12 protein-coding genes are annotated in these 12749 nt (G+C 70.5%); all 12 read right to left on the bottom strand.

The window, feature by feature from the left end; all coding sequences use genetic code 11:
- Window positions 1–31: 31 nt before the first annotated feature.
- Window positions 32–688, bottom strand: coding sequence for a M15 family metallopeptidase (locus ACIBEA_RS39055; RefSeq protein ID WP_399268236.1), 657 nt, complete (start codon window positions 686–688; stop codon window positions 32–34).
- On the bottom strand, window positions 689–1192 hold the full coding sequence (locus ACIBEA_RS39050) for an NUDIX domain-containing protein (RefSeq protein WP_399268234.1): 504 nt from the start codon (window positions 1190–1192) through the stop codon (window positions 689–691).
- On the bottom strand, window positions 1189–1668 hold the full coding sequence (locus tag ACIBEA_RS39045) for a GNAT family N-acetyltransferase (protein ID WP_399268232.1): 480 nt from the start codon (window positions 1666–1668) through the stop codon (window positions 1189–1191). Before ACIBEA_RS39045 ends, ACIBEA_RS39050 begins: the two co-directional genes overlap by 4 nt.
- Window positions 1665–3068 carry a phosphotransferase gene (locus ACIBEA_RS39040; protein WP_399268230.1) on the bottom strand — a complete coding sequence of 468 codons (1404 nt, stop codon included), beginning with the start codon at window positions 3066–3068 and terminating at the stop codon, window positions 1665–1667. Before ACIBEA_RS39040 ends, ACIBEA_RS39045 begins: the two co-directional genes overlap by 4 nt.
- A 20-nt stretch (window positions 3069–3088) precedes the next feature.
- Entirely contained in the window at window positions 3089–3889 is an 801-nt protein-coding gene (locus ACIBEA_RS39035; protein ID WP_399268348.1) for a class I SAM-dependent methyltransferase, read from the bottom strand.
- 97 nt (window positions 3890–3986) lie between these two features.
- Window positions 3987–4391, bottom strand: coding sequence for a GFA family protein (locus ACIBEA_RS39030; protein WP_399268228.1), 405 nt, complete (start codon window positions 4389–4391; stop codon window positions 3987–3989).
- 52 nt (window positions 4392–4443) lie between these two features.
- Window positions 4444–5715 carry a methyltransferase domain-containing protein gene (locus tag ACIBEA_RS39025; RefSeq protein ID WP_399268226.1) on the bottom strand — a complete coding sequence of 424 codons (1272 nt, stop codon included), beginning with the start codon at window positions 5713–5715 and terminating at the stop codon, window positions 4444–4446.
- 46 nt (window positions 5716–5761) lie between these two features.
- Window positions 5762–7246 carry an NUDIX hydrolase gene (locus tag ACIBEA_RS39020; protein ID WP_399268224.1) on the bottom strand — a complete coding sequence of 495 codons (1485 nt, stop codon included), beginning with the start codon at window positions 7244–7246 and terminating at the stop codon, window positions 5762–5764.
- 85 nt (window positions 7247–7331) lie between these two features.
- Entirely contained in the window at window positions 7332–8282 is a 951-nt protein-coding gene (locus ACIBEA_RS39015; RefSeq protein WP_399268222.1) for a phosphotransferase enzyme family protein, read from the bottom strand.
- Complete coding sequence (locus ACIBEA_RS39010; RefSeq protein ID WP_399268220.1) at window positions 8279–9637, bottom strand: MFS transporter; 1359 nt, start codon at window positions 9635–9637, stop codon at window positions 8279–8281. The genes ACIBEA_RS39015 and ACIBEA_RS39010 overlap by 4 nt, the downstream gene beginning before the upstream one ends.
- Window positions 9638–9890: 253 nt before the next feature.
- Window positions 9891–11762: an ABC transporter ATP-binding protein gene (locus tag ACIBEA_RS39005; RefSeq protein ID WP_399268346.1), complete on the bottom strand. Its 1872-nt coding sequence runs from the start codon at window positions 11760–11762 to the stop codon at window positions 9891–9893.
- Window positions 11763–11899: 137 nt separating this feature from the next.
- Window positions 11900–12523, bottom strand: a complete 624-nt coding sequence (locus tag ACIBEA_RS39000; protein WP_399268218.1) for an NUDIX domain-containing protein — start codon at window positions 12521–12523, stop codon at window positions 11900–11902.
- Window positions 12524–12749: the final 226 nt, after the last annotated feature.

Here is a 12749-nt window from a genome sequence, read left to right as displayed (position 1 = left end):
GGGTGCTCCTTCGGCAGGGTGTTCAGGGAGGTCAGGCCGGGTGCGGGACGGTCGGTCCGTACAGGGCGGTCGAGCGGCCCGACATCAGGGCCCAGTACCGGTCTCCGAAGCTCCAGTGCCAAAATTCACAGCCGTAGTTCACGAGGCCCGCGCCGGTCAGGGCGTCGCTGAGGATGGTTCGGTGGAGCCGGGCCTGGCGGGTGATGGTGTCGGCGAGCGTGTAGCAGGCGCCCGCGCTCTCCTCAGGGGTCGCATTGATGCGGGTGCCCATGTCCAGCTCGGAGCCGTCCGCGTCGACGAGGGTCAGATCGACGGCCGCGCCCGCGCTGTGCGGGGCGATCTCCGGCGGTGAGACGTACCGGCTCGCCCCTGCCCGCAGTTCCTCCACCGTCCAGGACGGGTAGGCCGCACGGAGCTGCTCGGTGTACTGCTGGAAATACTGCTTCTGCAGGTTCGGCGGCCGGTACCCCTCGACGATCAGCAGGCGCAGCCCCTCCGGCAGAAGCTCCTGGGCGTGCAGGAGCCGGTCCACGACGCCGGAGCGGAGCAGGGCGAAAGCTCCTGCCGCGTCGCAGCGACGATCGTCGACCAGGAAGTGCCCGTTGGCGCGGATATCGGTCAGCCGTTCGTCGTTGTCGACGACGGGGATCGCGGCCACCTTCGGGTCGGACATCAGCACGATGCTCATCTACGTCTCCCAGTCCCAGGCGTCGAAGTACACGGGCACGCCCGTCTCACGGGCGGCCACGACCGCTTGAAGGCGGGTGAAGTCCCGGCCGGGCATGAGCGGTTCCCAGTCGGCTACCGCAAGCGCCCGGACCTCGTCGTGCTCGGCCGGGTCCAGCACGATCCCTTCGAGCTGCGCCGCGGTGAGCCGGCCGCCGTCGAACACGAAGCCGACCGTGTTCAGTGGCCATGCGGCTCCAGGCAGTCCGAACACGGCGGCGAGCAGCCGCGGGGGTCCAGCCAATTCCAGAGCCGTCTCCTCCCGGCATTCGCGTACCGCGGTCTGCCAGGGCCGCTCCCCGGCTTCCGCGATCCCGCCCGGCCACTGCCACGGATGGGTAGTGGTGTAGGTGGCGCGGAGATGGACGGGCCGGTCGGCCTCGTCCGTGAAGAACACCGCGCCGAAGACCGTGGCCTTGGGGAGCGTCGCCGCGAACTCCTCCGGAGGCAGCCAAGTCCCGCTCACGATGTCCTCCCGTCGAGCGGGGCGGCGAAGCGGGTCATCCGCATCAGCATCCGATCACTCGTGAAGCCGAGCCCTTCGTAGAGCGGGGTCGAGCCCTCGTTCGCGTACAGCTCGTAGAGGGTGACCCCTTCGGCTTCCAGGTGGTCCAGGAGCGCGGTGAGCGCGGCCTTGGCGTGGCCGCGGCGCCGGCGATCGGGGTCGGTGGCCACCGCGTGGATCCGTACGGCCAGCCCCTTGGGGTACTTGGGGGCGGGCAGGACCTTGTGGACGAGACCGAGGGCGCAGCTGGCCAGGCGGCCGTCGGAGGTGTCGATCACGTAGGCGCGTGCGTCGCCTTCGGGTGCGAGGCGTTCGGCGAGCTGGTCGGTGCACCGGTCCAGCCAGAGCGGGTCCAGGGGCTCGGACAGGATGTTCTCCGAGCGCAGGCGGGAGATCTCTGCCGCGTCGGCGGGTGTGGCCAGGCGGGGTTGGGTCATTCCGTGTTCCTTCCTCGAGAGCGGGGCTCCGGTCGGGGTTGCCGGCGGCGGGCGGTGTGGAGGCGCAGCAGGGTCCGGCGTCCGCGTTCGGTGACCTCGGGGTCGCCGTGGGCCATGCCGTAGGCGATGCCGGAGACCGCGTCGAAGGCCGCTTCGCAGTCCAGGCGCAGCTCCTCGTCCGGGTCGAGGAGACGGCCGTACCCGTCCAGGAACGCGGCCTTCAGGTCATCTCTGCCGGTCCAGGTATCGGAGAGCCGCACCATGTCCCGAGTGGCGGAGGCATACTCAGAGCGCTCGAAATCCAGTAGCAGCTGATCGCCGTCGTCGCTGATCAGGACGTTGCGGTACTGCAGGTCCCCGTGTGTCGGCACCGCGAGAGGCGCGGGCAGGTCCGCGTACGCGCTGGCCAGAGTGAGGACCAGGTCCTCGTCGCCGGCGTTCAGGTGCGGTCCGGCCGCTTTCAGGTGTCGCTGGATCTTGCCCAGCGCCGGTGAAGGGCCGGCGGGCCGTTCGGGGGCGGCGCCGTGCAGGGCGGCGACCAGGCGGCCCAGACCGTGCTGGACCTGCGCCTCAGTCGCCGGGTCCAAGGCCATGCCGTGCAGCGGTCGGCCGGTGAGCGCCGTGATCACGATTGCCTGCGCCTGGATGTCGGCCGCGACGAGCCGCGGGGCCTTCGCGCCGAGTACCGGAGCCCAGGCCCGGAGCGCGGCCACCTCCCTGTCATGGAACTTGGTCCCCCGGTGCCGCTTGAGGTACCAGGTACCGCCACCGGCGCCGGTGATGCGCCAGACCCTGCTCCCGGTCCGGACCCAGGAAACGTCCTCGGCTCCGGTGATCCGGCCCACGGCCCGCTCGGCGAACTCCCGCAGTTGGTGCGGGAGTCCGGGTCCGTCGACCGGTGGGCCGGGCAGGAGGAGAGTCCGGTCGGGGCCCTGGGCTGCGTAGGGGATCGGGTCGCCCGGTTTCTGGAAGTGGACGGCTGCGGGCAGCCCGGCACGGTAGGCGTCCAGTCCGGCCCGGCAGTACGCCACCATCGGCTCCGGCAGCCCGCCCTCCAGCGGGTACCAGCCCATGTCGTCGCACCGGTCCGGCTCCATCACGGTCGGCTGTCCCGACCACCGGCGGACCTCGAAGAACACGCCAAAGCGGCTCCCGGCACCGACGGGCGGTTGGTGGTGGACGATCACGGCCACGGTGACGTCCTCGGGATCGATGAGGACGCCGGTCTCCTCGCGTGCCTCCCTAATCACGGCCTCGACCATGTCCTCGTCTGGATCCAGATGTCCCGACGGGCAGTGGTAGAGCCCTGACGCGTACACCGGGCCGGCCCGCCGTGACAGCAGGACCTCGGGCCCCGCCTCACCGTCCCGGCGCAGGATCAGGTGGACGTCGACCGGCACAGTGTGCCGCTCCCCGCCGCTCACCGTACGGCCCCGGGACGGCGCGCGAGGAGCACCGTGAAATCCAACTCCTCGGACAGCAGCCCGTCCTGCGCGTGTGCCTCGAGCAGGTCCCGGGCCTGTTCCTCGAAGCGGGCGTGATCGGTGAACAGGTCTTGCCGGGCGAAGCTGGTGGAGCGCAGGTAGCCGACCACGTGATCCGGGGTCCACATCCGGGTGAGAGGGAACCGGTGCTCGGTGACCGCGCTGAACGGCGACTGCGCGAGGTCGTCCTCGTAGCGTCGGCCGGCCTCCTTGTAGGCGCCGGTGGTGCCGGCGCGGCGCTCCGGCCCGAGGTGGGAGCGGATGAGGTCCTTCAAGGCGGACGTCCAGTCCGCTTCATGCGTCCAGAGGCTGCCGTCGCCCATGACGGCCACGGCAGCGGTAGGCGCGGCCACCCGGTCGGCCATGGCCAGGACCGCAGGTCGGTCCATCCAATGGAAGGCGCGGCAGATCGTGATCAAGTCGGCCTGGTCGCCGTCGACGACCGGGGTGAACTCCTCCGCCGCGACCACGTGCGCGATCGCGCTCCGCTGCCCCAGCTCCGGGCGCAAGACCTCGATGGCTGTGGTGAGCATGCCCGCGTCCCGGTCGACGAGGTCGATGCGGGAGTCGGCGGGCAGGACGGGGAGCAGGGCGAGGGCGACCTGCCCCGTTCCCGCACCGAGGTCCACCACTTTGGGCGCGCGAACGCCGTCCAAGGTGGCGGCCAAGAGCTGGACCACCGGGTCAGGAAGGCTGGGCCGGTAGCGGTTGTAGTCGGTAGCCAACGAGTCGAACACGCTCAACGTGTCTCTCCGATCAACGGACGTGCGGCGCACAGAAGCGGGTGGCAGCTGCGGGGGCGCGGCGGCGTATGCCGTGCCGAAGCGAACGGGGTCACAGGGTGCGTGTGTCGGGAACGGGTGCCAGCCACGGCACCGCGTTCCCGCGGTAGCTCTGGTTGACCGGGATCAGGTCGTCGGGGTTTCCCAGCGCCGACAGGGTGATCGCGATGCTGTCCGCTCCGTCATCGAGCGCACACAGCTGGGAGCCGCACCTCGGGCAGAAGCCCCGGCGGGAGTCCGGCCATGTGTAGTGCCAGGTCGGCTCACCGCCGGCGCCGGTCCACTTCAGACCGGCCAGGGGGAAGGAGACCCAGGACATCACCGGGCCGCCGGACAGGGACTGGCAATCCTCGCAGCTGCACAGGTGGACGTAATCGTCCTCCCCGGCGACCGTGAACTGGATGTTCCCGCACTGGCAGCGCCCCGTACGAGGCGTGGAGCTGGACGGCTTGGTCATGAGGACCTCCTGGTGGCGGGCGTTGTACGGATCAGTTCGGGGGCTGGCGAGGTCACGGGGCCGGAATGGTCATGGCGGGCAGGGTCCAGAGCAGCTCGCCGCGGCCTGCTCCACCGCTCAGCTGCTGTTGGCCATCGGCTGCGAAGTCGAGCCGGTAGGCGCCGGGGGATCCGGCTGCCGCCCAGCGGCTCGCGGTGTGCTGGATCTCCTCCCAGATGTCCCGTGGACCGGCAGAGGCGACCTCCCAGCTACCCGTCGCCGTGCTGTCGGGGCGGGCGGCGACCCAGGATCCGCACGCGGGCGCGCCGATGACCAGGTCCTCGGCGCCTCCGTTGCGCACCAGTCCCGGGTTGAGGAAGTTGAGGGCGAGCCAGAAGCCGCGTGCGGTGTCCGGGGGCGGGGCTTGGCGGCTGTGGGTGAGGGTGGCGCTCTCGCGTGCTTCAATCCGGTCCCGGAGGGACTTCTTGAGGAAGATCCAGTCCAGGCCGTGGCCGGCGCGGTGACCGTAGCGGACCGGCCGGAGTTCACCGGTGACCTGCCCGGCAAGCCCCTTGGAGATGACGGCCAGTGCGGGCCAGGACGGCGAGCCGGTGGTCAGGTGGAGCAGCGCAGTACCGTCCGGGGCGAGCTGCTCCAGCCAGGCTGCGGGTACGCGGGTCAGGGAGTAGGAGGCGAAGATCCGGTCGAAGGGGGCCCGGTCCGGCCACCCGGCCTCGCCGTCGCCGGTGACGAGCGTGGGATGCAGGCCGAGGGCGGCGAGGTGGTGGCGGGCAGCCTCGGTGACGTGCGGGTCGCGGTCGATGGAGACCACGTGCTGGTCCCCGCAGATGCTGGAGATGATCGCGCAAGTCACCGCGGCCCCGGTGCCGATGTCCGCGACCCGCAACCCGGGCCGCAGCTGAAGCTGCTCCATCAGCACTGCGGTCATGAACATCCCGCTGGACATCGACGTCATCGTGCCGCCCGTCTGCCGCAACCCGGCGGTCCGCCCGAGCATGGGCTCGCCTTCGTGCTGGACCAGAACGCTCTCCCCGCAGTACAGGACCTCGAGGTACTCCGGCCGGTCCGCGGGCACCGACCAGTCCAGCAGCTGCCACTGCACCGGCAGCTCCTCCAGGGCCGTGCGCCGGGCGTACCCCTGCGGCATCACCACCTCACGGGGTAACTCCAGCAGCACATCGCGTACCGGGCCCGGGTGAAGGGCTCCTTCGTCTTCGAGACGGGCGACCATCGCCGCCCGGGCTTCCACCGGATCCGCCGGCAGCCCGGTGTTCTGGTGCGGCACGACCACCTCGGTTCGGCCTGCGTGGGCGGCTTCGGGCATGGGAGTTCCTCCCGGAAGTAGGGGACAGTTCGGGGCGGGTCGGGGGTCAGGCCCAGCCGAGCTCGGTGTAGCTCCTTCCGGCCTGGATGCCGGCGATGGCGGCCGCCGTGTACGGGACGATGGGTTCGGGAAGCCGGGTCGGGTCGAACCATCCCCATGACGTGCAGCGATCGGGTTCGCGGACCTCGGGTGTGCCCTGCCACCGGTGAGCGCGAAGGACCAGTCCCATCCGCGGTTGGGCTCCGGGCGCGTCGACCATGTGGACCACGTGGACGAGTTCGACATCGTCCGGGTCGATCAGCAGCCCTGCCTCCTCCTCGGCTTCCCGCACGATGCCGGCCACCGCAGACTCCTGCTCGCAGTGGCCTGCGAGGAGATGGTGCGTGGAGGCGGCGTACGCAGAGTCGGGGTGACGGAGCCCGAGGAGGACCTTCCCGTCCTCCTCGCGCTGGAGGTAGAGGTGGACACCGACGATGTGCGGGACGCTGCTGCTGCCGGCCCGTGATGGCGCGCGCTGCTCTCCGACGGCCGCCTGCCCGTTGCCGACGTGGACGGCGACTGCGGGGGTTGCCGCGTGGCGGCGTACGAGGTCGAGGGTGGAGGGGCTCATCCTGAGTCGGGTCATCGTCTCGGGGTGGAACCAGGCGAGCATGACCCCTTCCTGGAGGTCGAGCGCGGCCGGGTCGCCGGTCCACTGGCCGCTGAAGATCTGGACGGGGACGGTCATGCCGTTGGTGCCGGTGGCCTGCTCCACGGCGAAGGGCTCCACCATGGACAGGGCGAGGCCGGCTTCCTCCCACAGTTCCCGGCGGGCCGTGGCCTCCAGCGAGACGTCCCCCGCCTCGCGGCCGCCGCCCAGCAGGGACCAGGAACCGGGCTCCCAAATGTCCGGGACGTCATCGCGAAGATGAAGGAGGTACTGTCCCCGGCCGTCGTGGATCAAGGTGGAGGCGTTCACCGGCGTGATCTGGCCGTCGAGACCAGAGGCCAGGAGCTTGGCGCGAAGGGTCGGCGCCGTCACGTCCTCGAAGGCACGCCATTCCACGCCGGAGACTTCCTCGGGCTGGAGCACGATGTCGACGGGGCCGTCGACGAGGTGGTACACGAAGCGGATGTCGTAGTGCCGGTGCGGCTTCTCGTCCTTGGCCGGGTTGGCGGGAATGTCGTGCACGTCGATGTCGAAGGGTTCGTGCCCGTACGCGGCGGTGGCACACAGGGCGCGGGGCGGGATCCCAGTCTCCTCGTGGACCTCGCGAAGGGCTGCCTCAAACAGGGTGCGGTCGTCGCGCTCGACGTGTCCGCCAGGGGTCAGTACCTTCCCGCTGGCGTTGTGATGCACGTGCAGGACGCGGCTGTTCGAGTCGATGACGATCGCGCTGCACGTGATGTGACCGGGTAGCGTGCTTCGACTCGTGAGCTCGCCGCCCGTCTCCAGCGCCTGGGCCAGGTCGGCCAGCTGAGCCACTTCGTCGGGGTTGCGGGCGAGGTAGGCGGTGAGGACATCGCGGATGTGGGCGTCGGAAGGCGGCAAAGTGACCTCGCAAGGAGTGGGGGGCTGACGAGTTTTGGTCCCGCGGTGGGCGGGGCAGGACGGGCCGGGGGGATCCCCGTTCAGGTCATGGGTGACCCTCCTGGATGAGCAGGTTCAGGGTCCGGCGGGCGCGTGCCGTCAGGAAGTCGTCGTCGGAGCCCTGGCCCCGGATCAGGCCGCTCACGGCATCCAGAGCGGCCAGATACCGAAGGGCGACTTCCTCGCGTCCGGTCAGTGGGCGCCCGAAGCCGTGGAGGAATGCATCCCGCAGACCGAGGGCATCGCTCCAGGCACCTGCAGCGAGATGAACGAGGTCCTCAACGGCGGGCGCCGGCCGGTATCCCTCGAAGTCGATCAGCGCGAGGCGGCTGTCTTGCCTGGACCACAGCCAGTTCCGCGGCCGGTTATCACCATGGATCAGGCAGACCGGAACCTCGCCAACCCGGAGAAGGCCGTCAGCGGACTCGAGGACCAGGTCCCGCTCGTCGGGACGCAGTAGCTTCCCAGCCCGAGCCACATCCTCCTGGGCGCGGCCGGCCGCCCTCTCGAACGAACCCACCGCCTCCTCGTACCTGTCACCGGTGGCTTCCCCTGCCTGGTGAAGGTGCGCGGTGAGGGCTCCGGCCTGCTCGTACACAGCCCTTTGCTCGTCCGCGGACAGGGGCACCGTTTTGACGGGCTCGCCGGGCGCCGCGGTGAACAGCAGGGCGAGTTCTCCGGGGTGGCTGCCGATGAGCTGCGGCGCCCGGTGATGTCCGAGGGCGGGTACAGCCGTGCGGTAGGCAAGGCGCTCCCGAGCAAAGGCCGCCCCACTCGGTGAGACCTTCAGATAGAAGCGGGTCCCGTTGTCGCGCTCCAGCTGCCACACCTGTGACGACGTCCGCGGGTGCGAGGCGTCGGTCACGGTGGCGGTTCGCCCGACGTGGGGCACGGCCCACGCCAGCAGGACGGCGGGCAGCGTCTTCGGGTCGCCCTTCGCACATCCCGCGTTCGCGGCCGGGACGTGGCGGGGGTTTGGATGCGACGGCTGGGTCATTTTCCCTCCCCGCTTCGTGAATCAGCCCGAGCGGTCTCCTCGGAGGGCACGGGTGCCGTGACGGACACGGCTGCCGGGGGTTCTGCCTCCGGGATGCCGGGTGTGGCGGGCATCTGCCGAAGGCCGCGCAGTGGCGAGCGGGCCAGGACGAGGAACGGTACGACGAGCAGGCCGGAGCCGACCGCCAGAGCGGGCCGCACCCCGATCCAGGTGCCGATCGCACCGGCCAGTAGTGCTCCCAGGGGCCGGGCGCCGGAGGTCAGGCAAGTGCTTACGGCCTGCATGCGGGCCTGCATCCGCGGCTCCGTGACGATCTGCCGGATCGAACGTTGTGTGGTCCCTGCCGCCCCGGCGCAGGCCAGCTGCAGGACGAGGGCGCAGCCGATCACGACCTGCCAGGTGGCGCCGGGCGCGGCGAGTAGGAGGGGGATCTGCGTGCAGGGGGTCAGGGCCAGCGCGCCGAGCATCATCGGCCCCGGACCATAACGTCGGGCGAGTGCGGGGGCGGCCAGGGCGCCGGCGGCCGCGCCCAGAGCTCCGATGCCCAGGACCACGCCGAACGCGGTCGGGCTCATCTGCAGGTTGCGCAGCAGGTAGAGCGCCCACAGGGTGTTCACGAGGGCCAGGGCGAAGGAGGTCGTCGAGTTGACCGCGGTGAGGACGGCGAGCCGGTGGTCGGCGGCCACGTAGCGCAGGCCCTCTCTGATCTCGCTCCGGAGGCGTCGGCCCGGTTGCGGAGCGCGGTGGGGCTCGCGGACCTGGATCCGGGTCGTGCACCAGACGCTGATGAGGTAGGAGAAGACATCGCCCAACAGGGCGCGGGCCGGGCCGAGCAGCGCGGTCAGGGCGGCACCCAGGTTGCTTCCGCTGGTGGCCGCGACGGCGAACAGGGCGCCCACCCTGGAGTTGCTGCGCTGGATCAGGGACCTGTCGACCAGGCTCGGCAGCAGGCTGATCGCCGCGGCATCGTGGATCACCCCCGCGGCGCCCTGGACGGCGGCGACGATCATCAGATGTGTCAAGGTCAGCACGTCCAGGGCCGCGGCCGCCGGCAGGGTCACCAGCGCGGTGGCGCTGACGAGGTCCCCGATGATCATCTGTCGGCGTTTCGGGTGGCGATCGGCCAGTGCGCCGGCATGCAGGGCGAGCAGCGCGGGCGGGAGCTGGCCCATGAACGCCAGCAGCGCGACCTGCCCGGTGGTGGCGTTCAGGGTGAGAACGGCCAGCACGGGCAACGCCATCGAGGTGATCGAGCTGCCGGTGACACTGGCGGCCTGCCCGGTCAGGTACCGGCGGAAGTCGCGGTGCCGCCACAGCGGGGCGGCCACCGCGGACCCGGCTGGGGCAGCGGTCATCGGACACCTCCCGGCGGAGAGCTCAAGTCGAGCAGGGTGGTCACCACAGGTCGGCCGCCTTCATCAGGGCGGCCGGAGCCGGAAGTCCAATTGGTGGCCGGCCCGGTGAGCGGGCTGGGGCAGGCAAGGGTGGTGTTCAGGTGGTGCAGGGACCGCCAGCGCATGACGTCGTCCCAGGAGGCGCGGGTGCTCCGGTCCGCGCGGCCCTCCGGGCTGTCGGGCCCCTCTGGTACAGGGCGGGGTGATGTGGGCGTCATGCGTGTTCCTCCGCCCCGGTGTCCGCGGCGGCCGTCCGCGGGCCGGGCACGGTGTCGGCGAACGCGGCGGCCTGGATCAGGTAGGCGCGGCGGAACTCACCGGTGTTGGCACCGGGCGTCTCGTCCATGAGTTCGTTGAAGGTGCCCGACTCGGCGAGCCGACCGTCCTTCATGACGTGGATGAGGTCTGCGTCGCGGACCGAGTGGAGGCGGTGGGTGATGAACACGACCGTCTGACCAGTCGCGGCGAGCGCCTGAATTTTGTCGAAGGCGCGCTGCTCAGCCTCCGCGTCCAGCGCACTTGTCGGCTCATCCACGATAAGGATTTCGGCCTGTTTGTACCAGGCTCGTGAGATTCCGATGGTCTGCCATTCGCCGCCGGAGGCTTCCTGGCCGCCCTTGAAGCCGCGTCCGAGGAGCGTGCCCAGACCGCGGGGCAGGCCGGCGATGAAGCGGTCGGCGCCGGAGAAGGCCGCGGCCGCCTCGACCTCGAGGTCGTCGATCGGTGAGGTCGGCCGTCCTACGCCGATATTGACGAGAACCGTGAACGGCCACCTGAAGAACGACTGGGTCATCAGGGCGATCCGGGCGAAGATCTGGTTGCGGTCGGCCTTGGACGCATCGACTGAGTCCCACCAGATCGTGCCCCCGCCCTCGTCGGGGAGGTGCAGCCCGGCCAGGAGCTTGACCAGGGTGGTCTTGCCCGAGCCGTTCGCCCCGCAGAGCGCGATGATCTTGCCGGTAGGGAAGGACAGGGATACCTCGCGCAGGCTCGGCTCCGGGCTCTGGCCGTCGCTGCCCGGGTAGGTGAACGTGACGTTCTCGAAGCGGACCTCGCGTACCTTTTCCGGCAGGTCCTCGCCGCTCTCCGGGATCGCCCGCGCCTTCGCCTCGTCGCAGAGCCGGTTGAAGTCCGTGACGAACAAGGACTCCTGATGGAGATCGGAAGTGCGCAGGACCAGGCTGCTCAGGCTGGAGGTTCCGGTACGGATGGCCAGTACCGCAGTTCCAGCGACCGCGAGGTCCATGCGTCCGCTCCACAGGAGCAGGCCGAGCGCACCGTAGGTCAGGAGGGTCGCGATGCCGGTCGCGGCATCGGCGATCAGCCCGATCCGGGCGGCACTGCGCGCCAGGCGGGTCTGCTCGCACTCGCTGGACTCGGCCATCTCCCGGAAGTGGGTCAGCAGGAACGGGCCGACCTCGTGGACGCGGACTTCGGCGGCCGCTTCGCGCTGGGTGAGGAGCTGGCCGAGGAGGTGGCTGGCGCGGGCGTGCTGGACGAAGACGTGGAAGGAGACGTAGCGCTGTTTGGAGACGGTCAGAGATCCCCATGCGCTCGGCAGCGTCATCAAGACCAACAGGGGCATCAATGCGGGGTGGAGGACGGTGAGGACGCCGGCCGCGGCGATCAGGGAGATTCCCGAGTTCAGGGTGTTGGTGCAGTAGCCGATCATGCGGCGGGCCGAGTCGGCGCCGTAGCGGGCGGCGTCCAGTAGCCGGTGGAACTCGTCGTCCTCGATCGCGGCGAGCTCCACTCGGTGCACCAGGCCCAGGTATCGCTCGGTCGCGACCCGCTGAACCTTGGGCTCCAGCTCGCCGGTCGCCGCGGTGGACGCCGAGCGCAGCAGCGAGCCCAGCAACGCCGTGACCGCGACAACGATGAGCGCGGGCACGGCGCGCGCGAGGCGCTCGTTCGTCGTGCCGACGGCCAGGATGTGGACCAGGACGCTGTTGACGGCGACCAGCCCGATTGCCTGGGTGATGCCCCGGCTGACCTCGGATCCCAGGACCACGCGCAGGGCGCGGGCGTCGGCTGTGTGCGCGAGCCGCAGCCCGGTGCCGATCATGGCGGGTAACCCCTTGGCCATGCTCCACAAGCCCAGCTTCAACCAGTTGCCCTCGTGGCGGTCCCAGCCGACGTCATAGGCCAGCTCCCCGCCGAACAGCAGCCGCTCCGACTCCGACACCACCGCCGCCGCACGGGCCGGCCCCTTCGCCTTCTTGCTCACTTCATCCCCCACGTATTGGTTTGCGCGCTGGTGGTCTCTTCACGGGCAGTGCTTTCCGGTCCCCGGTCCGGGAACTGCGGCCCAGCGTTCAGCCTCGGCGGCCGGGCACGCCGGTCTTCTTCCGTCCCGCCCTCGGGGAGGGCGAAGGAGGTGTAGAGGGTGCCCGCGACGTACTGGTTGAGGACGGCGTGGGTCAGCGGCCGGCAGTCGGCCGGGGGCCCGCCCGGGTCTGCCCAGACCACCTCGCTGTACTCCTTGGGTGCGCAGTTGCGCGGATCCCCGGACCAGCGCTGCGTCGCGAAGACTGCGGCCAGGCGGCCCGCGCCGTGCTCGCTGCGGTAGTGGACGAGTCCGCTGAGCTCGATGTCCGGGACGCCCGGGAGGATGCCCAGGGTGCGGGTGGCTCCTCGGCACGCGGCTTCGTCCAGCCATTCGGCGGCCTCCAGGCGACGGCACACCAGGTCGAGTTGTCCTCGGTCGGGATGTTGGGCCCGGCGGAGCAGCGCGACTCGTCCGTCGGGTCGCAGTGCGAGCAGGACGGCCTTGGTCGCCGGCCGGTATCCAGGCCCGGCCTGTTCGATTCGTGCGGGAGTCTTGCTGGGGTGGGACGCGGCGGGCACTGGCCCTCCCTTGGGCGAGGTGAAGCGGGGCGGTTGGCCGAACAACCTCGCACGGGTGGATGCCGTAACGGACCCTGAAGGGTGAATTTCCCGAACTGATATGCGATCTCGGTGTGCAGGGCAGTCCCCTCGGGTGAGACCTCGATCGGTAGTTGGCCATCTCGTTCGATAGTTGGCCAGCCCCTCGTTCAGCCGTGTCGGACGACATCAGATCGTCAGTGGCTGA

Origin of the sequence: Streptomyces sp. NPDC051555 (assembly GCF_044454405.1) — a bacterium.
GTDB lineage: Bacteria > Actinomycetota > Actinomycetes > Streptomycetales > Streptomycetaceae > Streptomyces.
The sequence above is the reverse complement of the archived record's forward strand: the minus strand, read 5'-3'. Positions and strand labels throughout refer to the sequence as shown.